This window comes from Flavobacterium sp. OHVDL-2026-0007, assembly GCF_059882335.1.
The window spans coordinates 1,348,676-1,371,011 of record NZ_CM187612.1 but is presented as its reverse complement, the minus strand read 5'-3'; the positions used below and the strand labels follow the sequence as shown (position 1 = coordinate 1,371,011).

Here is a 22,336-nt window from a genome sequence, read left to right as displayed (position 1 = left end):
TTTAAAATAAATATGAAACGGATTAACTTATCATACCAATTTCTTTTTGTTGTTTTTGCATTACTTGCAAATAGCTGTAGTGATGAATTTGACAGATTGTCAATAAACCCGAATGTATCAACACTTGATGCTGTAAATACTCCCGAACAATACAATCTACTTATACAAGGGCTTTATTCATACATTGCCACGCCAAGAAATTTAGGGGCGCAAGCTAGAGGTATCTTGTTCAGTAGAGGAGACGAAACTAGTAGTGGATCCGATTATGCCGCATTCGGACAAAACAGTATCAATCCGGATTATTATTCCTTAAAGGAAGTATATCAATATATGTATACTGTAGCAGGTCAAGGTGCAATTGCAATTGAAAAAATAGACGATATTAAATTTACGGATAAGACTCTTAGAGATGCTTATCTTGGGGAAGCGCACTTTTTACGAGCTTTTGCTCATTATTTCTTATTTACAAATTTCAGACAGGTTTCTTTATTTAAAAACGCGGCTACTCTTCCAAAAGATTATGCCAGACCAATTAGTACTCCTGAGGAAACGTGGGCATTTATTGAGGAAGATTTGCAAATGGCAAAAAAACTACTCCCTAAAAAAGGATACTGGAAAGGAAAAGATATAGGCCGAGTAACTGCGGCTTCTGCTGCAGGACTATTGGGGAAAGTATATTTAGTTCAAAGTGGAATAGAATCAAAATATGGGACTTCTGTAAGTAAGTATAACGAAGCGGCAAAAGAATTTGGTGATATCATCAATGGAACTTATGGAACTTTTAGTCTAACTCCAGATTATCAATGGAATTTTGATGTTGCTCATGAAAACAATGATGAATCAATCATAGAATTTCAATTTTTGGGAAGTAGAGTTGCGTCTGCTTTTAATCCAGGCCAAACTACTAGCGGCGTTGCTTTTGATTATAGAGGTATTGTATTTCCTTTTTCAAATAAATTTATATCCTCTTTAAAAACAAATGTTTCTACAATGGTAGTACATGATTGGTTATACAATGAATTTGCCAATTCTAAAGATATTCTTGGAAATACAGATGTTCGAATGTTTGGTACATTGTTATTTAATGATAGCATCATTTTTCCAGAAATTAAGAGACCTATTATTAACGGACAACAAATACGAGTTAAAGGGATTAATGGAAAAACTTGGAATCAGATGTATCCTCCTGTGGGAAGCAAAACAGGGATGGCCACTGTAAGTAGCATATTTGCTCCCTATAAGGCTACCAATAGAAAATGGATTGATTTAACATTAGCTTCAGACGAAGATCCAAAATCGCCAAGTTTATGGTTTGGTGCTTCTTTTTCAAATGGCGTAAATTATAGATATATGCGCTATGCCGACGTACTATTAATGTATGCTGAATCTGTGGCGATGGGAGGAGCTCCAATTGCAGGGACGGGAGATAATGCACTAGTGGCCGTAAGATCAAGGTCAAAGATGCCAGCTGTCGCTGCGACACTTGATAATATTAAAAAAGAAAGAATTTTAGAATTGTCTCTTGAGGGGCATCGCTTTTTGGATTTATTAAGATGGGGTGAAATAGCAGCTGTTATGAGAAATAGAGAAACGACGGATCCTAATTTTAAAAAATTTGGAAACGGAGGCGCTAATACAAATTATATTCCTTTTCAAGAAAATAAAAATGAGTGGCTCCCTTTATCTGCGGATGATTTAAAAACGAACCCTAATATTAAAACAAATAATCCAGGATGGTAAATTATAATAAGAGTATAACGATAATAATAAATGTTGCTTTTTTTCTTTTTATTGGTAATTCATTTGCTCAAACAGTAAAGATGAAAGTTTTAAGAAACGGCGTGGAAGTTCAGAGTGTTAAAACTATTATGAACGATGCTGAAAGAAAAGAAATGCCAATTCCTTATCTAGAAAAAAGGCAAAATTTAATTCCAATTAATGTTGGAAGACAGCTGTTTGTAGATGATTTCTTGATACAGGAAACTAATTTAAGCAGGGTGAGTCATCCAGCGGTATATAGCAAACAAAACCCGGTATTAGAACCAGATAGAGAATGGGAAAGTAATAAGTCAGGTCCGTATGCCGCTCCATTCAGTGACGGTATTTGGTACGACGAAAAAGAAGCGATGTTTAAAATGTGGTATTTGGCAGGAAGTCCCAATAAAGATAAGCAGAGTTTTCACACCTGTTATGCGGAGTCTAAAGATGGGATAAAATGGGATAAAAAAGTATTGGGAATATTTGGAGACAATAATATTACAGATGATTCTGATAGAGATTCCAATACGATATGGTTGGATAAGGCAGAAACGGATCCGGCTAAACGATTTAAAATGTTTAATGTAGAAAAAAGAGCTACTGATAGTCGTTGGCAAATTATCTTGAAGTATTCAAAAGACGGTATTCACTGGGGTAAAGGTATTGCGCAATCAGGAGACATTTACGACAGAACTACGGTATTTTATAATCCGTTTTCTGAAAAATGGGTTATCAGTATGCGTTACAATGCTACCATTGGAAGGGCTAGGTCATATTTAGAAAATTCCAATCCTGAGAAGGCAGTAAGCTTAGCTCATAGAGTTCGAAAAGATGTTAAAGATGCCAATATTTCTTATTGGTTTGGTGCGGATGATAAGGAACCCACACATCCCAATTTTAAGAATATCAAGCCTGAGATATACAACCAGGATGCCATTGCTTATGAAAGTATAATGTTAGGTTATTACTCGGTATGGCAGGGACCTGAAAACAACGTTTGTGATAGCTTGGGTATTCAGAAAAGAAATGAGGTTTTAATCGGTTACAGTAGAGATGGGTACCATTTTAGCAGGCCTTCTCATGAACCATTTATGGGAGTAAATGAAAAAGATGGTGCGTGGAATTGGGGTAATGTTCAATCTATTGCAGGAGTTCCTATCATTAAAGGAGATTCATTATACTTTTATGCCAGTGGACGAAGACTACATAAGAAAATGTGGGATGCCTATACCTCAACAGGCTTAGCTACATTACGTCGAGATGGATTTGTATCCTTGGACAGTAAAAGTAAAGATGGATTTATAACCACTAGGAATTTAACTTTTGAAGGGAGCCATCTATTTGTAAATGCGAATGTAACGTCATCGCTTAAGGTCGAAATTCTCGATTCTAATAATAAACCCATCGCTGGGTTTACTAAGAATGAGTGTATTGTCATGAGATCCAATAGTACAAAATATTTAATTTCTTGGAAAAACAAAAAAGATGTAAGTTCTCTAAAAAATAAAACGGTTAAAATGAAATTTTATTTAGAAGGTGGGGAATTATATTCTTTTTGGGTCTCTAAATGGAAGACTGGGGAAAGCAGCGGATACACTGCAGGTGGTGGTCCTGAACTTAATCCTTTAGGAGTAGATATCCCAGGCAAATAGTATAAGTCATTTTGGTTAATGATGTTTATCCCTTCTTTTTGTTTTTTTGAATTGGTAGTCAAAGAAACTCGAAGAGGGGATAATTTATTTAAAAAGAAAGCATTCTCATGACAATTTAAATGTGCTCAAATATATTTTTTTCTCACTAGTCTTATATTCACTTCTTTAATAATTGCTGCTATGTTAAAATTATTTTTTGCTATAGATTAAAAGAGTAGAATGGTTTTAATTTGTATTGTATTACACGAATTAATTAAAACAATTTAAAAGATATAAAATGACAATAGGAATAGGAGGTTCAACTGCGGCTATTGAGTTAGAGAAAATTGAAAATATGACTTTGGATGTACAACCAATTCAATTAGAGGAATATGTAGATCGTATTAAAAAAGCAGTTGCATTAATGAAGGATTTAAGTGTAAAAGCGACTTACGTTAACGCAGGAACAAACCTTTATTATTTTACGGGTACCAAATGGAATCCGTCTGAGAGAATGGTGGGAGCATTATTGTACGATGATGGAACTTTGGAGTATATAGTTCCCCAATTTGAAGAAGGTACTTTTGAGAAGTATATGGCAGTAAAGGGAAAAATCAACTGTTGGGAGGAGCATGAATCTCCTTATACATTACTAGGGGAGTTGTTGAAAAGCAAAAATATAGTGGATCAGTCTATTGCTATAGATGAATCAGCGCCTTATTTTTTGGTGGATGGTGTAACTAAAGCCAATCAGTCGTATACTTTTATAAATGCCTTAGCCATTACTTCGGGTTGTCGAATGCAAAAATCAACAAATGAGATTGCGATCATCCAAAGAGCAAAAGAGATTACCATGGTAGTGCAACGTGCTGCTGCCAAGATATTGCGACCTGGGATTAGCGTAAATGAAGTAACAACTTTTATCAATGATGCCCATAAAAAGGCAGGAATTACTTCTGGTTCTTATTTTTGCATAGTCTTGTTTGATGACGATACACAATATCCTCATGGTGTAGCTGTTCCCCAGGATCTAAAAGAAAACGGAGCGGTTATTATCGATACGGGGTGTAAGCTTGAAGGTTATATTTCAGATATTACCAGATCCTATACGTATGGAATACCTACTGAGGAGTATAAAACTATTTGGAATCTAGAAAAACAAACGCAGGCAGCTGCTTTTGATGCTGCAAAAATCGGCGGTAGTTGTGGTGCTGTAGATGATGCTGCCAGAAAAACATTAGTAGCAGCTGGATTAGGACCAGACTATAATTTGCCAGGATTGCCACATAGAGTTGGACATGGAACAGGTCTAGATATTCATGAATATCCTTATTTGGTAAGAGGAAGTGAGATTGCTCTTTTAGACGGGATGGTGGTCAGTAACGAGCCTATGATTTGTATTCCTGGGAAATTTGGTATTCGTCATGAAGATCATTTTTATATGACCGCCAATGGTCCAAAATGGTTTACCACTCCTATGCATAGCGTTGAGAATCCTTTCGGATATTAATAGTGATTAAAAAAGTAAGGACAGTGGAAAAGAGGGGATAAGTTACATTTTTCTAGGTATTGACCATTGACCCAAAACACACATAACTTAAAGTAGTAAAGGTTGTTTCTTTTAATAGAGACAGCCTTTACTTTTATATATAATGTTGTAAAATACAGGTTTGTTTTTTGCTGTGACTACATATTAGTGTTGGTGTTTTTTAGTGTGAGAATCCCAATGAAACACTCACTAAAATGATAATAATCACAATCATTGTAATACCGGCATACAGATAATCTTTTTCCATTAAAAAAGAAAATAACGAGAGTAGTACACGCAATACAGGAGTTAGAAAGAGCAGTATTACGCCAAAAAAGATGAGTGATTCTCCATCGCCTTGGAGGACACCTTTATAAATGCTTTGGATGACTTCAAAGATGTTTCGGTCATTTTCATGAAATACGGAATAGTTTTCTACGTCAGCACCATGATGTATTAAATAAACGACTCCTCCAATAAAAGCCACCGATAATGCGATCCAAACCCCATAACGCAATAGATTACCTATAATGGTTTGAAAGTCTTTTTCTCCAAATTTTTCTTCTTGCATAGGGCTATATTTTTCCATTGATTCCGTTGTAAATCATGTTGATGGCCAGTACAAAAATGAGACAGGCAAAAAAGATTCGTAGTTTTTTTGGATTGGTTTTGACTAAAATTTTAGCTCCTGCCATAGCACCGAACAAAACACCAATGACCACAGGCATGCATATTCCAGGTTCGATGTATCCTTTTTGAATATAGATGACCGAACTGGCCATAGCAGTGACTCCCATCATAAAGTTACTGGTTGTGGTAGACACTTTAAAGGGAATTTGCATAATATTATCCATGGCAATTACTTTAAAGGCTCCAGAACCAATACCTAATAATCCAGACATCATACCGGCTATCCCCATCATACTAAATCCACCAATAACATTTTTGGTACCATATCGAATAAGTTCTCCGTGATGTGAAGGATAGGTACCTTGCAAGTGTAGTTTCTTGGCCAACGGACTTGATTCTAAAACAATATGTTCTTCTTTTCTTCGCAAGGAATTGACCGCTGAGAAAATAAGGGTAAGTCCAAATAAAACGGCAATAAAAGAGGTAGGGGCGATAGTGGAGAGTAAAGCTCCGCAGACCGCTCCGATGGTGGTGGCAATTTCTAGAAAAATCCCCAAACGCATATTGGTAATGCCTTCTTTAACATAGGCTGCTGCAGAGCCTGATGAAGTAGCAATTACCGAAACCAGTGCGGCACCAATGGCATAATGAATATCTACACCCAGTAGAATGGTTAAAAGAGGGATGATGATGATTCCGCCTCCTAATCCGGATAAGGAACCAATAAATCCTGCTAAGAAAGCACCAAGAAGCATAATCAGAGTAAAGGTAAGTACGGTCATTCGGGGATCTTTTATTTGCGGGCTAATTTACGAATTGATATTGGCTAGGAAAAACTTTTACTTATAATAAAACTGAAAATGTAGTCTTTAATACTGTCATGAGAGGGAATATAATCAGACTGTTGTAGGGAAAAATAAAAGAGACCTATAAAGGAAAATTCCTCTATAGGTCTCTTTTGGCAAAACCATTTGGTCTTGTTATTTGATGCTTACAGGTACTTCAACTATGGTTTTATCCCATCCTATTACTAGATTAGCTCCTGCATCTGAAGGGGTAAAAATAATCGATAAAGCTTCGATAGTAGAGGCTACCGTTTTAACAGGAACCGTTACTCTTACGATGTCTTTAGTTTCATCATAGGGATAAGCTCCCCATAGATCGGTGTCTTTATTAATGATAACGACCCATTTGTCTTTTTCAGGTATAGCAAATAAACTGTATGTTCCTGGCGCTAGGGTTTTGCCACCAATGGTAACCGTTTTGTAAAGTTTGATTTCTGTATTTTCGTTGGCACCAACACGCCATACTTTACCAAAAGGGATTAATTCTCCAAAAATAGCTCGTCCTTTAGCCGATGGTCTTGCGTAAACAATTTTCATCGTGGGAGAGTTTGTTTCTCCTTTTTTGAATTTAATGGATTTTGATGGGAAATAACTAATGTCTACTGGACTGTTGTCTAAAGGAGGAAATTTAACTTCCTGAGCCGTAATAGATAAAGTTGTTAAAAAGAATGCGGTCAGTAACATGATTTTTTTCATAGTGTTTGGGTTTATTGATTGTATACAAAGGGGTTATAGAATTTCTTTTTTGATTAAAGGGATTACCTTAGTACCGATAAGCTCTATGGCGCTCATCAATTGACTGTGTGTAAGACCGGCATTGTCCATTTGAAAGGTAAATCTAGAAATACCTCCAAGGGCTTGGCTATGGCGTAAGATTTTTTCGGCAACCTGCTCGGGATTTCCCACAACCAGTACACCTTTCTCACTAATAAGACCATCGAAAGAAGCCTTAGTAACCGCTGGCCAACCGCGCTCTCTTCCTAATTTTGTCCAAAGTTCCGCGTAACCAGGGTAATAATCGGCAATGGCTTTTTCAGGAGTAGCCCCCACATAACCAGGCGAATGTAAACCGACTTTAAGTTCGTTTTCTTGATAACCAGCTGCTTGTCCTGCCTCACGGTACAGATCGATCAGTGGTCGAAATCGGTGGGTTTGACCTCCAATAACAGCCACCATTAAAGGCAATCCAAGTGTTCCTGCTCTTATAAATGATTCAGGAGTGCCTCCTACACCGAGCCAAATGGGTAGTTTTTCCTGTAAGGCGCGTGGATAAATAGGGAGGTTGTTCAAGGCAGGGCGAAATTTACCCGACCAAGTGACAAATTCTTGATCTCGAATTTGAAGCAATAGTTCTAATTTTTCTTTAAAGAGTTGGTCGTAGTCGTTGAGATTAAAACCAAAGAGAGGGTAGGCTTCAATAGAGGAGCCACGTCCCACTACAATTTCTGCTCTTCCGTTTGATATTAAATCCAGAGTAGCAAAACTTTGATAGGTCCGCACGGGGTCGGCGGCGCTTAAAACGGTCACGGCACTGCTTAATCGAATACGGCTAGTTTTAGCAGCAGCTGCGCTTAAGATGACTGCTGTGGCAGAGTCTAAAAATTCTTTCTTGTGATGCTCTCCTATACCAAAGATATCGAGTCCAACTTGATCGGCTAACTCAATTCTTTGAAGTAGTTGTGCCATAGCATCCACACTACTTAGTGTATTGTTGTCCCCATACATGGCTGAGGCGAAACTGTCTATTCCTATTTCCATCATGTAGTAAAGATAATAAACTTGTTTCTACATTTTTACATGTTTTAAAAAGTGTGTGTAAAATGGAAACAACCCAACAGTAAAAAACAAAAAAAATCCTAACTGTTTTTATTTTTAGTTAGGATTTTCGTTGGATGTATTTTTTAGTGATTGTATTCAATACCACTACTTTCATTGCGTTCTCGTTTTGCCTTAGAGTTTTCAATAAACTGTTTATAGCCTGCCGAAGCAAGTAAGGGTAGTGCAAAACCTCCCACGACCGCTGCCGTTTTATTTTGTCCGGTTTTTTTTAAAACGGCGCCCACTAAAAGAGCGCTTAGTCCAGCATATACTAGGTGTTTAACTGAAAGTTTAACTTTTTTATTTTCTGTAGGAGTTATGCCGTGCAATAAGGGGTCTATAAAGGTTAAATTTTCCATAGTTATCATCATTTAATTCGTTAGACTTACCTCTAAGTGAGGTTGATTGGGTTCAATTTTGACTTTTTTTATTTACGATTCGTTTTTAATAAAGTACTGTACTGCTATGTACAATAGCCTTTTGAACTATCTAAAATCCTGCCAAATATTTTGCGTATCAATCCTTTGGGAAAAGTTTATAATAATTGCGCTTTAAAAAGATAATTGTGTTAATGATCTACTAAAGTACATATTTTTATTTTATCCAACGCTCTACGATAGCTTTAAACGTTTCTTTGTATTGTTCCCCTACGGTCACTTCGATTTTGTCGATGAAAATCGAGTTTTTACTAATAGCGCTTATCTTGTCCAAGGGAACAATAAAAGAACGATGCATTCTCATGAACTTATTCGAAGGTAACTTTTCTTCTAAGGCTTTTAAAGAAGTTAGTGAAAGAACAAATTTTTGAGGTGCTTCGAGATGCACCTTTACATAATCTTTGAGACTTTCTATATAAAGTATGTCTTTTAAAGAAATTCTAACCCATTGGTACTCGACCTTTAAAAAAATGAATTCGTCGTCAGCGCTTACTGTTTGATTTTGATTGGCCCCTTCTTCGGAAAGTTGTAAGGCTTTGTTTGCCCCTCGTAAAAATTCTTCGTAGCTAAAGGGTTTTAAAAGGTAATCTATGGCATTTACTCTATAGCCTTCTATAGCATAATGGTTGTAGGCGGTGGTGAAAATAATTTTAGGAGTAGGTCCAGTTTGTTCTTGTAATAGTCGGGCGAGCTCCATACCGCTTAAGTTAGGCATATTAATGTCTAAGAAAATGAGATCGGGCTGTTTCTCGCGTATGAGAGACATAGCTTCAAGAGCATTGTCACAAGTACACTCTAATTCTAAAAAAGGAGTTTGATTGATAAAAGTTTCCATTAGTCTTAATGCTAATGGTTCATCATCTACTGCAATACAGGTTAATGTGTTCATTGTTCTAAAGTTATTTGCAGGTTTACGTTGTATTTTCCTTGGTCATTAACACCAGCAGTCAAGATATGTTTGTGTGGGTAAACCAGCTCTAGTCTACGTTTGGTATTGGTTAGTCCTATTCCTCCTTGTTCTTCTGTTGATGTGTTTTTTTCAAAAAGCGTGTTTTCGATATCAAGTTCAAGTAGGTGTTTCGTTTGTTTAATGACAATGTTAATTTCACTTTTATCGGTAGCATGTACACCGTGCTTAAACGCGTTTTCAACCAAAGGTAATAATAACATAGGAACGATAGGGTAGTCGCTAAGCGTTTCAGGTATCGTCGTTACTATAGTTAGTTTACTATTGGCGCGAAGACGCATTAATGCGATGTAATTTTGGAGAAATTCCATCTCTTTGAGTAAAGTGGTTCTTTCACCTTCTGTACTATAGAGCAAGTAGCGCATCATACGACTTAAAGTGTGTAGTGCATGACGAGAATCTTCGATGTTGGTATAGGTAAGAGAGTAAATACTGTTGAGTGAGTTGAAGAAAAAGTGTGGATTGATTTGCGCTTTTAACATCGCGAGTTCAGCCATTGTCTTGTCTTGTTCGAGCTCTTGTTTGTGTTGAGCGGCTTTTTGCCAATGCTGTAACATGGCCCAACTGGTGCTAATACCTAAAACCAATAGGGTTATGGTGAAAATATAGTTGTCAAAGAATCGTCTTCTGTATTTGGTAAATCCCAGTAAGTCTGCTATTTTTTTATGTAAATCGGTATTGGAAGTATAGAGGTAGGCAATCAACTGCATGGCTGTAATAAGCAATAGTATACACAGTAAAAAAGGACCTACAGAGTCTTTGATGATGGTCCCAGGCACTATTATTTTAGCATTGAAATAAAAAATAAAGATCATGAAAAACAACACTATGGATTGCCAGAGCCAAAAGGTGGTAGGTAGGGCAATATCCCAGGTAAGAGGGATGTAAAATAACAGTGTAAAGCCAATTAATAACCAGCCTAGGATATGTAATCCGATGAATAGATAGGGTTTAAAAAAAGTGGAGATCATGGCGATAGGTGATTTTAATGACAATATTACATTTTATTTAAATACGATGAAAAAGCAATCGTTTAAAATAGAATTATTATCTTTAGAGAGGGTTTTAGAACCGACGAGACTGTTTTAGCGTATGTTGAGACATTAGTCTTACTCCTATCGATTGTGATATCATGTCTATCGATTGCCTCTTGCTTTACGTCTATTTGAAAGTTTTTATATTGTATATTTTAGTTCTTTTGTTCACATATAAATTGATAACTACACATTTTTAACAATGAAGAAGCAATCCTTTTTAAGCATTCTTGCAGCCTCAATTATCATCGCTTCATGCGGTAAGAAAGACGACAAATCGGCTCAAGCTGGTGCTGCAGCGCAAATTAAAGAATTTAAAACGCTGACTTTGCAGCCTAAATCAGCAACCTTGTACACCGACTATCCTGCCAGTATTCAAGGACAGCAAAATATTGAAATTCGCCCTAGAATTGATGGTTATATCGACAAGATTTTTGTGGATGAAGGGACTGTTGTGAAAGCGGGTCAAGCCCTTTTCAAAATAAGTGCTCCGGAATACGAACAACAAGTGCGTACCGCTGCAGCCAGTATAAAAAGTGCTCAAGCTTCTGTAAGTTCAGCCAAGTTAGCCGTAAATAAGGTAAGACCTCTTGTTGATAAAGGAATTATCAGTAAGTACGAGCTTGAATCGGCACAATATAATTATGAAGCGGCTATGGCTACTCTTTCTCAGGCAAATGCTAGTTTAGTCAATGCTAAAACCAATTTAGGATATACTACTGTAACGAGTCCAGTAAATGGTGTGGTGGGTTCCATTCCGTTTCGTTTAGGAAGTTTAGTAGGACCCAATACAGCGGAAGCCTTAACGACAGTTTCGAGCATCGGACATGTGTATGCTTATTTTGCTGTGAATGAAAAAATCCTTTTGAATTATACTCAAAAAGACAATTCGGGTGCTGCCTTGAATCAAAAAGTTAAAAGTCTGCCAGAAGTTTCACTAGTACTTTCTAATAAGTCTATTTATACTGAAAAGGGCCGTATAGAGACGGTAAGTGGATTGATCAATACGGAAACAGGTACGGTAACCCTTAGAGCGCGTTTCCCAAATCCAAATAGCATCATCAGAAGTGGAAGTAGTGCGACGGTTAGAATTCCAAATGAGGTAAAAGAAACAATCATTATTCCTCAAAGTGCTACCTATGAACTACAAGATAAGCTCTTTGCAGTGGTTGTGGGTAAAGATGGTAAAACAAAAAGCACTAACATTACTGTCTTAGATAATACGGCAGGGAATTATTATGTAGTGAAAAGCGGTTTGCAAGTCGGAGATCAAATTGTTTTAAACGGAGTGGCGACACTTAAAGATGGAACAGAGATCAAAGCCCAAAATCAGAGTGCTGAAAGTGTTTATGCAGACTTAAAATAAAAACAAATGTTTAAAATATTCATACAACGACCGGTACTCTCTACAGTAATATCGGTTATTATCGTCATCTTAGGGCTTTTAGGACTTGCTGCACTTCCTATCGCCCAATATCCTGATATTGCACCACCAACGGTTAACGTGGCGGCAAGTTATACAGGAGCCAATGCAGATGTGGTACTGAAAAGTATCGTAATTCCGCTGGAGGAACAAATCAATGGGGTAGAGAACATGACCTACATGACTTCTACAGCAACTAATGATGGAAACGCCTCTATCAAAATCTTTTTTAAAGTAGGAACAAATCCCGATTTAGCGGCGGTAAACGTGCAAAATAGGGTATCTAGAGCCACCAGTTTGTTACCCGTGGAGGTAACGCAGGCCGGGGTAACGGTGACCAAGAGTCAGAGTAGTAACTTATTGATCTTCTCTTTGTATAGTGAAGATAAAGCCTATGATCAGACCTTTCTTCAAAATTATGCCAAGATCAATTTAGTGCCTCAAATCCAACGTGTTGTTGGGGTAGGAGATGTAACGGTTTTTGGATCAAGAGATTATTCGATGCGTATCTGGCTCAAGCCAGATGTGATGCAACAATACCGATTGATTCCGAGCGATATTTCGGCGGCATTAGCTGAACAAAATATTGAGGCGGCACCAGGTAAATTTGGTGAAAACGGAGATCAGGCGTTTCAATATGTAATCAAGTATAAAGGACGTTTGACTAGTGCACAAGAATTTGAAGAAATTGTAGTGAAAGCCGTTGGGAATGGACAATTGTTGCGATTGAAAGACGTAGCTAGAGTAGAGTTAGGTTCTATTAACTATTCCTCTGCCAGTACCACCAATGGAAATCCTTCTGTGGGTGTTGCCATTAGTCAGACACCAGGATCAAACGCACGTGATGTAATTATTAATTCTAAGAAAATTGTAGATGAAGCCGTAAAAACCTTCCCTAAAGGAGTAAAGTATGCTACTTTAATTAATGTCAATGAAAATCTGGATGCCTCAATTGGAAAGGTGGTCAGTACGTTGGTGGAAGCTTTTATCTTAGTTTTTATCGTAGTATTTATTTTTCTTCAGGATTTTAGATCAACTTTAATCCCGGCAATAGCCGTTCCGGTAGCGATTGTGGGAACTTTTTTCTTCCTGAATTTATTTGGGTTTACCATTAACTTGTTGACGCTCTTTGCGATGGTTCTGGCCATTGGTATTGTGGTGGATGATGCCATTGTAGTGGTCGAGGCCGTGCATGCCAAGTTGGATCATGGATATACATCGGCTAAAAAAGCAACCATTGATGCTATGGATGAAATCTCTGGAGCGATCATTTCCATTACCCTAGTAATGGCTGCTGTATTTATTCCGGTAACTTTTATTACGGGTTCTACAGGAGTTTTCTACAAACAGTTTGGTATTACCTTAGCAGTTGCGATTATTCTTTCGGCAGTAAATGCCTTGACGTTAAGTCCGGCTTTATGTGCTTTGCTTTTAAAGCCTCATGCGGACGATCATAAACACAAGAGTTTTATGCAGCGTTTTTACACCTCTTTTAATGTGGCTTTTGATAATTTGACCGGTAAGTACAAACGTTCGGTAAAGTTTCTATCAGTTAAAAAATGGATTGTAGTAGCCTCTATAGTAGTGGCATCAGCGGCCTTGTTTTATATGATGAAAACCACACCATCGGCTTTCGTTCCTTCAGAGGATCAAGGGGTTGTTTTTGCTAATATCAGTTTGCCTCCAGCATCGTCTTTGGAGCGTTCTACAGTGGTAGCCAAGAAGGTCGACAGTATTGCTCATACTATTCCAGGTGTGGAATCAACCCTTCAAATTGTGGGGCAGAATTTTACAGCAGGAGCAGGTAGTGCTTATAGTATGGTTATTGTGCGATTGAAGAATTGGAAAGATCGTGACTTAAGTGTTGATGATGTAATAGGGCAACTTTTTGCTAAAACAAGCGGTATTCGTGAGGCTAGTATTTTCTTTATTTCACCGCCTACCATTCAAGGTTTTGGACAAAGTGGTGGATTTGAATTTCAGCTGCAGGATAAAGGTGGTCATAGTACGGCAGAATTCTTTGAAGTTAATAATGACTTCTTAGCAAAATTATCCAAACGTCCAGAAATACAATATGCCACAACACCATTTAATCCAGGTTTTCCACAATATATGATGGATATCGATTTAGCGAAGGCTAAAGATGCAGGGGTTACGGTCAATACTATTTTGACCACTATGCAAGGATATTATGGAGGGTTGTATGCTTCGAATTTTAATAAGTTTGGAAAGCAGTATCGTGTGATGATTCAAGCCTCTCCAGAGTTTAGAACCAATACAGAAGGATTAAATAAAATCTTTGTCCGCAACGCCGCTGGAAACATGGCTCCGATTACGGAGTTTATCCATATGACTAGAGTTTTTGGACCGGAATCGATTTCAAGGTTTAACCTTTTTACCTCGATATCTATTACAGGAGCTCCAAATCCAGGATATAGTTCAGGAGATGCCATTAAGGCGATTCAGGAAGTGGCTGCGGAGAATCTTCCAGCTGGGTATGGATACGAGTTCTCGGGATTAACTCGTGAGGAATTGGCTTCAGGAGGTGAAACCTCCTTTATTTTCATCTTGTGTCTGGTTTTTGTTTACTTCTTGTTGAGTGCACAGTACGAGAGTTATATTTTGCCTTTTGCAGTATTGTTCTCTATTCCATTTGGATTGGCAGGAGCATATTTATTCTCGATCATATTCAAATTGAATAGTAATATTTACCTTCAGATTTCCTTGATCATGTTGATTGGATTACTGGCCAAGAACGGTATTTTGATAGTCGAATTTGCCTTGGAGAGAAGGCGAAAGGGATTGCCAATAGTGCAAGCTGCCATAGAAGGAGCTGTAGCGCGTCTGCGACCAATTTTAATGACCTCTTTTGCTTTTATTTTAGGACTAGTTCCTTTAATGTTTGCCTCAGGTGCAGGAGCGATCGGAAACAAATCAATTGGAACTGGAGCGGTTGGCGGTATGTTAATCGGAACTATTTTGGGAGTATTTGTTATTCCATCTTTGTTTATCATTTTCCAGACGCTGCAAGAAAGAGTCAGTGGTCCGCCTAAGGAGAATTATGACGACGATGATGACGATCAGAATATTCAACTTGTAGAGGCTCACAAAGAGTAATAATTTAATTAAGAAAAAATGACTCATAGTTCAAAAAAATATATTCTAATGGTAATGACAGCCGCACTACTAAGTGCGTGCTCGATTACCAAGAAGTACGAACGTCCGTCGACAATTGCGACAGATAAGTTATATCGTGACCAGGCTAGTGCTGATTCTACGACAATGGCTAATATGCCGTGGAATACTGTTTTTAAAGATGAGAAACTCAATGCTTTAATCCAAAAAGGATTGGATCAGAATCTTAATCTTAAAAATGCCATAGAGAATATTGTTCAGGCGCGCGCTTCAATGGAGCAAAGTAAATTGGCTTACTATCCAACCTTAAATGTGGATGCTAATGTGGCTCACAATAAACAATCTCAAGCTGGACTTAACTTCCCTCCGGGAATTAATATCAGAACTTTAACCACAACCTATAAGTTAGGGTTGAGCACTTCTTGGGAGGCTGATATTTGGGGGAAATTGAGTAGTTCTAAAAGAGCGGCTCTGGCGAGTTATCTTGCCTCTGATGCAGCTAAACAAGCGATTCAAACGCAACTGATTGCTGATATTGCTAATAATTATTTCTTATTGATTTCTTTTGATAAACAATTGGAGATTACCAAGGCTACATTAGAGAGTCGTGTGAAAAATGTAGAAGTGATCAAAGCTTTAAAAGAAGGAGCGATTGTCACTGGTGCGGCTGTTGTTCAAAGTGAAGCCAATCAACATGCAGCTGAAGTAGCTATTCCGGATTTAAAAAGAAGCATACGGGAGACTGAAAATGCATTGAATATTTTATTGGGACAGGGGCCAGGACCAATTGAGAGAGGAACTTTGGAAAATCAATCCATTCCGAGTCAACTTGCTATAGGTGTGCCGTCTCAATTGTTAGAAAATCGTCCTGATGTACGTCAAGCGGAATTTAATTTCAGAACGGCTTTTGAAACCACTAATATGGCCAAAACCTATTTCTATCCAAGTTTGACTCTAACGGCAAGCGGAGGTTTCTCTAATTTGCAACTAACGGATTTCTTTTCGAATTCTATTTTTTATTCTTTGATTGGTGGACTAACACAGCCTATTTTTAATCAAGGAATTAATAAAACAAGATTAACAACTGCTCAATCAAGACAATTGCAGGCACTGAATAATTTTCAGCAAAGTCTTTTAGTTGCAGGGCAGGAAGTTTCCAATGCCTTATATGCCTATCAGATGGCTATGGAAAAAGAAGAGTCAAGAGAAAAGCAAATTGTGGCCTTAACCAAAGCTGTAGATTTTACGCAACAGCTTTTAGAGTATAGTTCTGCGACCAATTATACAGACGTATTGACTTCAGAGCAAAATTTGCTAGCAGCGCAGATTAGTGGAGTAAACGATAATTTGCAGAAATTGCAAGCTGTAGTGGAACTGTACCGCGCCCTTGGTGGTGGTTGGAAATAATTTCTTCGCATCTAAGTGCTAATTTTGTATAGTAAAAGCGTCTCATTTGAGACGCTTTTTTTTGTGTTTAATTCGAGCTTGGGGAGTGAAAAGCAATTTAAAAGGCATCTAAGGGCATGAAAAAACAAATAGAGACCTCTTGAATTAGCTCTATCGAGACAAATGTTTATCTGAATGAGCCTTTCAAAAGGTATTTGTGGTGGGGATATAAAAGAATAAAAATAAATCACTATCTTTAAGATTATAACAGTATTGGTTCTGAAGATGAGGGAGTTAATACTGATTCGAATTCTAAAAAATGAGTAAAGATGAATCCATATAGTAACTTAATAGAGGCTTTAGAGGGGTTAATTTGTCAGGGATATGATCGGAATTTTGTCCTAAAAAAGGATTACCTTAAAGTAAGAAATAGCCATTACAAAATCAATTATAATGAGTTTGAAGTACAGCAAATTTATTATTTTGAAGATCCAGACCCAAAATCAGAGGCCATCATTTATGGTATTTCTTCTGAGAAACACCATATCAAAGGGCTGATTATTTCAAATGAAATGGTTTTCTCAAAAAACGGGTTTAAAGCTATTAAAAACAAACTGCAGCACTGAGTGTTTTAAAGTTTGTGCTACTTTATAAAAAAGGTTCTTTTTTTTGTAACCTTTTGCGATTTCGTTTCCTCTACTATTAAATAAACAATTAAATTTAATAGAAATGGAAACGAACAACTTAAGAGTAGCCCTTAGCCCAACTTTCAATTTATTACGAGTTACATTTGGTATAGTGCCAATTGTTGCTGGTTTTGATAAATTTACCAACCTCTTGACGGTATGGGAACATTACCTTAGTCCAGGTATGTCCTCAACGCTTCCTTTTGCACCACATACTTTTATGATGATCGTTGGAGTAATTGAAATTATTGCTGGAATCATCGTTTTAGTAAAACCGGCTATAGGTGGGTATATCGTATCGGCTTGGTTGACCCTTATTGGGTTAACATTAGTGGGTAGTGGAGCTTATTTAGATGTGGCTGTTAGAGATTTTGTCATGGCTATTAGTGCCTTTTCATTGGCGAAGATGGCCAAAATATTTTCCTAAACAAATATAAAGTATGGAGTTTGCACTATGGAGACAGGCTCGGTAGACTCAATATTTTTTTAGCGCTTTGAATTTAATAGTAGCACTTTGCTGATCCAAAACATGAACATACACGAACAATATTCAGATACTGATATTATAACACAGATCATTGAGGGAGAATTTCGTCTATTCGAAATTTTAATTAGGAGGTACAATCCCTACTTGTATAAAGTGGGTAGAGCGTACAACTACAATCATGAGGATACTCAGGACTTGATGCAGGAAACTTTTATGGCGGTTTATTCAAATTTGGGAAAATTTGAGAATCGTTCCAGCTTTAAAACCTGGATCATCAGGATTATGCTTAATTGTTGCTTTAAAAAGCAGCAAAAATTTAGTTTTAAGAACGAAAGTGCAAAAGAGATCAATGAGCGGGCAATACCTCTTTTTTCAGGGGGTCACTATGCAGATACCAATAAGATGATGATGAACAGAGAACTAGGAAATATTATTGAAACGGCATTGAGTCAGGTTCCAAAGGACTACCGAATGGTTTTCTCCTTAAGAGAAATAACGGGCTTAAATGTTTCAGAAACGGCTGATGCTTTGAGTATTAGTGAAGCCAATGTAAAAGTGAGATTAAATCGTGCCAAAACGATGTTGCGAAAAGAGATTGAAAAATCGTATTCGCCTGCAGAAATTTTTGAGTTCAACCTGATCTATTGTGATACTATGGTGTTACGGGTGATGAGTAAAATACAAGAGGAAGCCATTTTATAAGACTGATTTTTCATAATTGGTTATCTACAAAAGACTTTACTTTAAAGTTGTGATAGCCTTGTTAAAACTTGGATCATTCTACATTAGTTACTTAATAGTGTAGAATGAGCTAAGTTTTTTTTGTTTTTGCTTTTTGTTTAGTTCAATTAAATTGAAGGATGATGTATTAAACTGTTTTATTTTTGATTAAATTTATAGTGCAAAAGCTGTTCTTCTTTCGTCGTTTTTGTAATGTCTCAGCGATTTCTAAAAAAGGAAGTGCTGTTCAAATTTGTAAAGGAAAAGTAAGTAATCGAGCTGGATGTGTGGCTAAAGGGGCTAAAAGGGATATAGTGGAAGATTAGGAAATAAAATGATTTAATGGTTATATTTGTTTTAACACTAATCTTTCACTTGTTAATTTATTGCTATGTCAAGTACATCACTAGAAGAATCTACAACTAAAATGGGATCACAGTTTTCTTTCCTTACGACACTTTTAAAGGGGATGGGGCAAATTATGCTGCAAGAAAATGTTTTTACCGGTGCCTTGTTTTTAGTTGGAATTTTTTACGGTTCTCTCTATATGGGCCTCGCAGCTCTTTTAGCTGTTTTGGTTGGGACACTTACTGCAAAAACACTAAGCTTTGATCAAGGGGCAACCAACAGTGGTATTTATGGATTTAGTCCAGCCTTAGTGGGTGTGGCCCTGTTGTTTTATTTTGAATCCACAGTGATTGTTTGGGTAGCTGTAATAGTTGGTTCAGTATTGGCAGCTATGCTACAGCATTGGTTTAGTATAAAGAAAATACCCGTTTTTACCTTTCCTTTTATAGTGGTGACTTGGGCTATATTGTATTTTTTAAGAAATATTGTTCCGGTTTCCGCTCCAGCTTCTTTAACGAGTCCTGTGGTTCTACCGCATGATTTTGCCTATGCCTTAAGAGGATATGGGCAAGTGATCTTTCAGGGGAGTACCTTTGCAGGTGCTGCCTTTTTTATAGGCGTTTTTATCTGTTCGCCTATACGTGCCTTGTATGGATTAGTAGCTGCGTTGATTGCAGGGATTTTAGCTGGTTTTTATGGTGGCGCTACAGACGGTATTGTGATGGGCTTATTTAGCTATAATGCCGTATTGTGTGCGATTGTTTTTGCTGGAAACAAAATAATAGATGGTCTATGGGTGCTCAGTGCTGTGGTTTTATCATTAGTGGTGAGTTTTGCGATGAATGTCTATAATTTTACCCCGCTTACCTTTCCTTTTGTTGCAGGAACTTGGGGCGTTTTAGTTTTGCAGAAAGCAATTGATAAATGGCAAACTAAGGCAGTGCTGTCTTAACTCTTTTGGAAGCTTAGTGAAAGAATAGATCGTATTAAAAGCGCTCTAGCGACGTTTTTTCTTTACATTAAGTTAATCTTTAGCGCAGTACAAAGGCGTAATGTAAGGAAATTTTTATTGATTTTTTTGACTTATGGCGCTTCGTTAGTACTACTCTAAAAGCGATAGAGGGAAGGGGTAATAGTGTGTTTTTAGTATAATAACTTGTCTGTTAACATGTTGAGTTTTGTTTTATTGGAGGGGAATTCTAAATTTTGAAGATGCTTGTCTACCTCCATGAGGTGTAAAAGTTTTTTTTAAGGCAAAGTAGAGCAATGTTAATTATTTTGTTATTTTTACTAAATCGATTTAGAACCTGTCGTAACCTTGAAAAATGATGAAAAACCTATTTTTTAGCTGCTTTTTGGCATTGTTGTCTGTTGGAATAAGCAAGGCACAAGAGCTTAAATCCCCTGATGGAAATTTAAGCTTAACGTTTTCTTTAAATAAAGAAGGAACTCCAATCTATTCCTTGGTATACAAGAAAAAAGAGGTGATCAAAGAAAGTAAATTGGGTTTTGTGATAAAAACCAATGTGCTGCTTAATAAGGATTTTCAAATTGCATCCACAAAAAGGCAATCTGAAAACACGAGCTGGACACCTGTTTTAGGCGAACAAAAGCAAATTCAGAATCAGTATAATGAATTAAAAGCAGAACTTGTTCAAGATAAGAGCAAGCGAAAAATGTCGATTTATTTCCGATTGTTTAATGACGGTTTGGGTTTTCGATATGAATTTCCCGTGCAAAATAACTTGCGTCACTTTATCATTGAGGAAGAAACCACTGAGTTTAACCTAACAGGAGACCATAAACTTTTCTGGATTCCGGGTGATTACGATACCAACGAATACAGTTACACGACTTCCAAAATATCTCAGATGCACTCTTTGGTGGAAAAGGCCGTGCGTGTTCCTTTGGCAGCACAAGCTCCCATTAAAAATTTGGCTACCCAAACGCCTTTAATGATCAAGATGGAGGCTGGACTTTATATTAATATACATGAAGCTGCTTTGAAAAATTATCCTGCCATGTGTCTTAATGTGGATGATAAGACCTATTCATTGAGTTCACATTTGGTTCCAGATGCAGTAGGAAACAAAGGGTATATTCAGACCGGTAGCTTTACGCCTTGGCGAACGATAGTGGTTAGTGATGATGCTCGTGATATATTAGCTTCTAAAATGATTTTAAATTTGAATGAGCCTTGTAGTTTTGAGGATACGTCTTGGATTAAGCCTGTTAAATATATTGGTGTTTGGTGGGAGTATTTCACAGGAGGCGGATCTACTTGGGCCTATTCCGACGATCAAGACGTGGTGATTGGCGCTACTGACTTTTCAAAACTAAAACCCAATAAAACGCATGGTGCCAATACCAAACATGTCAAAGAATATATTGATTTTGCTGCCGAAAATGGTTTTGATGCTGTTTTGGTGGAAGGATGGAATGAAGGTTGGGAAGACAATACGGCCTTTAAGAAAGAGCGCATCTATAGTTTTACAAAAGCCTACCCTGATTTTGATGTAAAAGCGTTAAGTGATTACGCCAGTAAAAAGAAGGTGAAAATTGTGATGCATCATGAAACGACTTCTTCAACGGCAGAGTATGAGCGACAACTAAAAGACGCTTTAGATTTTATGGTGGACAATAACTACAATGCGGTGAAAACCGGTTATGTGGGGCCAATTATTCCAAGGGGCGAGCATCATGATGGACAACAGTTGGTAAATCATTATACCTATGTAGCCAAAGAAGCAGCCAAACGCAAAATCATGGTGAATTCTCATGAAGCAGTGCGCCCTACAGGATTACACCGTACGTATCCGAACTGGTTTGCTCAAGAATCGGCTAGAGGAACGGAATTTGAATCTATGGAAGGAATTAACCCAGATCATACCACTATCTTGCCTTTTACACGATTAATGGGAGGACCAATGGATTATACCCCAGGTATTTTTCAAGGAGATTTATCGGTATATGGCGACAAGAAGCACAAGTTGAGTTCAACATTGGCCAAGCAACTGGCTTTATATGTAACGATGTATAGCCCTTTGCAGATGGCTGCGGATTTACCTGAAAACTATATGCGTTTTAAAGATGCTTTTCAGTTTATCAAAGATGTTGCCTTAGACTGGGATGAAACCCATATTTTGGAAGCTGAGCCAGGGGACTATATTACCATTGCCAGAAAGACCAAAGGAAAAGAAGAATGGTTTATAGGGGGGATTACCGATGAAAACCCACGTACGGCTATACTAGATTTTAGCTTTTTGCCTGCTGGGAAGTCTTTCGAAGCTACTATTTATGGGGATGGTAAAACAGCAGATTATAAAACCAATCCACAATCCTATGCGATTCGTAAAGTGGTGGTGACTAGTAAAACCAAAATAAAACAAAAACTAGCCTCTAGTGGTGGAGTAGCGATTTCGATAAAATAAAAACGACAGCTTGCTGTTTTGCATCGAGTTAGAATAAAAAACAGCAGTAGTCCATTATATAATAAGTAAGAG

19 protein-coding genes are annotated in these 22,336 nt (G+C 37.4%); 12 read left to right on the top strand and 7 right to left on the bottom strand.

From position 1 onward, the window contains the following. Positions 1-12: 12 nt before the first annotated feature. The 3 genes from AC51AA_RS05295 (at position 13) to AC51AA_RS05285 (ending at position 4,899) form a co-directional block, all read left to right on the top strand. Entirely contained in the window at positions 13-1,740 is a 1,728-nt protein-coding gene (locus AC51AA_RS05295) for a RagB/SusD family nutrient uptake outer membrane protein (RefSeq protein ID WP_500704689.1), read from the top strand. An 80-nt stretch (positions 1,741-1,820) separates the two neighbouring features. Then, entirely contained in the window at positions 1,821-3,410 is a 1,590-nt protein-coding gene (locus AC51AA_RS05290; protein ID WP_500704688.1) for a hypothetical protein, read from the top strand. Between the two features lie 277 nt (positions 3,411-3,687). After that, positions 3,688-4,899 carry a M24 family metallopeptidase gene (locus AC51AA_RS05285; protein WP_500704687.1) on the top strand — a complete coding sequence of 404 codons (1,212 nt, stop codon included), beginning with the start codon at positions 3,688-3,690 and terminating at the stop codon, positions 4,897-4,899. Between the two features lie 199 nt (positions 4,900-5,098). Here the strand turns inward: AC51AA_RS05285 and AC51AA_RS05280 are convergent, their stop codons facing one another. The 7 genes from AC51AA_RS05280 to AC51AA_RS05250 form a co-directional block, all read right to left on the bottom strand. Continuing rightward, positions 5,099-5,506: a DUF1634 domain-containing protein gene (locus AC51AA_RS05280; RefSeq protein WP_500704686.1), complete on the bottom strand. Its 408-nt coding sequence runs from the start codon at positions 5,504-5,506 to the stop codon at positions 5,099-5,101. After that, the gene (locus tag AC51AA_RS05275; RefSeq protein ID WP_500704685.1) at positions 5,493-6,329 is read right to left on the bottom strand and encodes a sulfite exporter TauE/SafE family protein; all 837 of its coding nucleotides are present in this window, start codon (positions 6,327-6,329) and stop codon (positions 5,493-5,495) included. The genes AC51AA_RS05280 and AC51AA_RS05275 overlap by 14 nt, the downstream gene beginning before the upstream one ends. Positions 6,330-6,527: 198 nt before the next feature. Continuing rightward, on the bottom strand, positions 6,528-7,088 hold the full coding sequence (locus AC51AA_RS05270; protein ID WP_500704684.1) for a DUF2911 domain-containing protein: 561 nt from the start codon (positions 7,086-7,088) through the stop codon (positions 6,528-6,530). Positions 7,089-7,121: 33 nt separating this feature from the next. Then, positions 7,122-8,150 carry an LLM class flavin-dependent oxidoreductase gene (locus AC51AA_RS05265; protein WP_500705611.1) on the bottom strand — a complete coding sequence of 343 codons (1,029 nt, stop codon included), beginning with the start codon at positions 8,148-8,150 and terminating at the stop codon, positions 7,122-7,124. Between the two features lie 143 nt (positions 8,151-8,293). Next, positions 8,294-8,569: a PrgI family protein gene (locus AC51AA_RS05260; RefSeq protein ID WP_500704683.1), complete on the bottom strand. Its 276-nt coding sequence runs from the start codon at positions 8,567-8,569 to the stop codon at positions 8,294-8,296. Positions 8,570-8,804: 235 nt separating this feature from the next. Further along, a complete protein-coding gene (locus AC51AA_RS05255; RefSeq protein ID WP_500704682.1) occupies positions 8,805-9,536 on the bottom strand; it encodes a LytR/AlgR family response regulator transcription factor in 732 nt (243 codons plus the stop codon). Further along, a complete protein-coding gene (locus AC51AA_RS05250; protein WP_500704681.1) occupies positions 9,533-10,609 on the bottom strand; it encodes a sensor histidine kinase in 1,077 nt (358 codons plus the stop codon). The genes AC51AA_RS05255 and AC51AA_RS05250 overlap by 4 nt, the downstream gene beginning before the upstream one ends. Positions 10,610-10,850: 241 nt before the next feature. Here AC51AA_RS05250 and AC51AA_RS05245 point away from each other — a divergent pair, with 241 nt between their 5' ends. The 9 genes from AC51AA_RS05245 to AC51AA_RS05205 all read left to right on the top strand — a co-directional run bounded on the left by AC51AA_RS05245 (position 10,851) and on the right by AC51AA_RS05205 (position 22,264). Continuing rightward, a complete protein-coding gene (locus tag AC51AA_RS05245; RefSeq protein ID WP_500704680.1) occupies positions 10,851-12,014 on the top strand; it encodes an efflux RND transporter periplasmic adaptor subunit in 1,164 nt (387 codons plus the stop codon). A 6-nt stretch (positions 12,015-12,020) separates the two neighbouring features. Next, positions 12,021-15,188 carry an efflux RND transporter permease subunit gene (locus tag AC51AA_RS05240; protein ID WP_500704679.1) on the top strand — a complete coding sequence of 1,056 codons (3,168 nt, stop codon included), beginning with the start codon at positions 12,021-12,023 and terminating at the stop codon, positions 15,186-15,188. A gap of 18 nt (positions 15,189-15,206) precedes the next feature. Beyond that, positions 15,207-16,613, top strand: a complete 1,407-nt coding sequence (locus tag AC51AA_RS05235) for an efflux transporter outer membrane subunit (protein WP_500704678.1) — start codon at positions 15,207-15,209, stop codon at positions 16,611-16,613. Between the two features lie 308 nt (positions 16,614-16,921). Next, positions 16,922-17,218: a hypothetical protein gene (locus tag AC51AA_RS05230; RefSeq protein WP_500704677.1), complete on the top strand. Its 297-nt coding sequence runs from the start codon at positions 16,922-16,924 to the stop codon at positions 17,216-17,218. A gap of 103 nt (positions 17,219-17,321) precedes the next feature. Beyond that, positions 17,322-17,705 (top strand): hypothetical protein, encoded by a 384-nt coding sequence (locus AC51AA_RS05225; RefSeq protein WP_500704676.1) that lies wholly within the window; start codon positions 17,322-17,324, stop codon positions 17,703-17,705. A gap of 102 nt (positions 17,706-17,807) precedes the next feature. After that, entirely contained in the window at positions 17,808-18,467 is a 660-nt protein-coding gene (locus tag AC51AA_RS05220; RefSeq protein ID WP_500704675.1) for a sigma-70 family RNA polymerase sigma factor, read from the top strand. Between the two features lie 182 nt (positions 18,468-18,649). Next, on the top strand, positions 18,650-18,811 hold the full coding sequence (locus tag AC51AA_RS05215) for a hypothetical protein (RefSeq protein WP_500704674.1): 162 nt from the start codon (positions 18,650-18,652) through the stop codon (positions 18,809-18,811). A 65-nt stretch (positions 18,812-18,876) separates the two neighbouring features. Next, positions 18,877-19,785: an urea transporter gene (locus AC51AA_RS05210; RefSeq protein ID WP_500704673.1), complete on the top strand. Its 909-nt coding sequence runs from the start codon at positions 18,877-18,879 to the stop codon at positions 19,783-19,785. 376 nt (positions 19,786-20,161) lie between these two features. Beyond that, positions 20,162-22,264, top strand: coding sequence for a glycoside hydrolase family 97 protein (locus AC51AA_RS05205; RefSeq protein ID WP_500705610.1), 2,103 nt, complete (start codon positions 20,162-20,164; stop codon positions 22,262-22,264). The last annotated feature ends 72 nt before the right edge of the window (positions 22,265-22,336 follow it).

Coding starts and splice junctions, on each gene's coding strand:
- AC51AA_RS05295 (WP_500704689.1), top strand. CDS start 13: ATGAAACGGATTAACTTATCATACCAATTTCTTTTTGTTGTTTTTGCA.
- AC51AA_RS05225 (WP_500704676.1), top strand. CDS start 17,322: ATGGAAACGAACAACTTAAGAGTAGCCCTTAGCCCAACTTTCAATTTA.
- AC51AA_RS05255 (WP_500704682.1), bottom strand. CDS start 9,536: ATGAACACATTAACCTGTATTGCAGTAGATGATGAACCATTAGCATTA.
- AC51AA_RS05230 (WP_500704677.1), top strand. CDS start 16,922: ATGAATCCATATAGTAACTTAATAGAGGCTTTAGAGGGGTTAATTTGT.
- AC51AA_RS05205 (WP_500705610.1), top strand. CDS start 20,162: ATGAAAAACCTATTTTTTAGCTGCTTTTTGGCATTGTTGTCTGTTGGA.
- AC51AA_RS05240 (WP_500704679.1), top strand. CDS start 12,021: ATGTTTAAAATATTCATACAACGACCGGTACTCTCTACAGTAATATCG.
- AC51AA_RS05290 (WP_500704688.1), top strand. CDS start 1,821: ATGAAAGTTTTAAGAAACGGCGTGGAAGTTCAGAGTGTTAAAACTATT.
- AC51AA_RS05245 (WP_500704680.1), top strand. CDS start 10,851: ATGAAGAAGCAATCCTTTTTAAGCATTCTTGCAGCCTCAATTATCATC.
- AC51AA_RS05220 (WP_500704675.1), top strand. CDS start 17,808: ATGAACATACACGAACAATATTCAGATACTGATATTATAACACAGATC.
- AC51AA_RS05260 (WP_500704683.1), bottom strand. CDS start 8,569: ATGGAAAATTTAACCTTTATAGACCCCTTATTGCACGGCATAACTCCT.
- AC51AA_RS05265 (WP_500705611.1), bottom strand. CDS start 8,150: ATGGAAATAGGAATAGACAGTTTCGCCTCAGCCATGTATGGGGACAAC.
- AC51AA_RS05235 (WP_500704678.1), top strand. CDS start 15,207: ATGACTCATAGTTCAAAAAAATATATTCTAATGGTAATGACAGCCGCA.
- AC51AA_RS05285 (WP_500704687.1), top strand. CDS start 3,688: ATGACAATAGGAATAGGAGGTTCAACTGCGGCTATTGAGTTAGAGAAA.
- AC51AA_RS05275 (WP_500704685.1), bottom strand. CDS start 6,329: ATGACCGTACTTACCTTTACTCTGATTATGCTTCTTGGTGCTTTCTTA.
- AC51AA_RS05280 (WP_500704686.1), bottom strand. CDS start 5,506: ATGGAAAAATATAGCCCTATGCAAGAAGAAAAATTTGGAGAAAAAGAC.
- AC51AA_RS05270 (WP_500704684.1), bottom strand. CDS start 7,088: ATGAAAAAAATCATGTTACTGACCGCATTCTTTTTAACAACTTTATCT.
- AC51AA_RS05210 (WP_500704673.1), top strand. CDS start 18,877: ATGTCAAGTACATCACTAGAAGAATCTACAACTAAAATGGGATCACAG.